The organism is Mesorhizobium sp. WSM4814 (assembly GCF_055811595.1).
Window position 1 is genome coordinate 1 of the sequence record NZ_JBVVQT010000072.1, and the last position, 857, is coordinate 857.

Genomic DNA, 857 nt, shown 5'->3' on the forward strand with positions numbered 1-857 from the left:
ACGCACCCATTCGTTAGACGGGGGGGTGGGGGGGGGCTGGGTGGGACATTCAACAATGGAAAAGGTGTTTATGCCGGGGTTAATGCGCCCCCCCCCCTCACTTTCCGAGGCCATTCAGCAGTTCATCAGCGTTGAGGACAATCGTCATCACGTACACAAGCTGCTTGGGCTGGAGGTCGAACAGGAACTGACGCCAACTCTGGCATCATTGCTTGAGGCGATCGGAAAGGCCGGTCGGGACGAAACTCCATAGCTGCCCTGACGGGTCCTGCTGAAGGGGGAGCCCGCCGCCGTTGAGGGAACAACGACGGACCCCACAGCGGCTGCATTCCACGGAGAACTGACCGCCGCAATTCTAAACCCGCGCGGGCCTACATCGTTCCTCTTCCCGCTCTAATTACCCTCCATGGCAACCATCTGGTTCTCCCCTCCGGTGTTCGTGAAGACCGAGCTGGCCCGTTGAACCCGCTCACCCGAATTGTCTATCCGAGCTAGCTCAAGCGGCCGATTTGGGGGCGATCTGTATCGGCTACTAATGACCTGTCGCTTGATGCTGGGGTCAATTGGGTGGGCACTCGTCATTGGGTGGGCACGCGCGTCAGGCCGGGTGTGTAGGCTGGGGTTACGGAAGTCGCAATCTTTGAGGGTCCGTCCCCGGCCGCACGCTTGAGACACCCGCCCGGGTGGCCTTGGGGCGGCACTGGCCGGTGTAAGAAAGACAGGTTGCCCGAGGCTCCGCTGTCTGGGTCATGTCATCGCTCCGCTCAGTCACTATTTAGTTGTGCTGCGAAGGCAGCTCAAAGCAGCGGGGACTAACCCCAAGCCCCCCCCCCCGGGCCCCCGGGGGCGTTACCCGG

The 857-nt window shown here is 61.8% G+C and carries 1 protein-coding gene; it reads left to right on the forward strand.

Features of this window, described 5'->3' with window-relative positions; translation table 11 throughout:
• A partial coding sequence (locus AC0L2V_RS32195; protein ID WP_473522187.1) for a hypothetical protein occupies positions 1 to 253 on the forward strand: 253 nt, incomplete at its 5' end.
• Between the last annotated feature and the right edge of the window lie 604 nt (positions 254 to 857).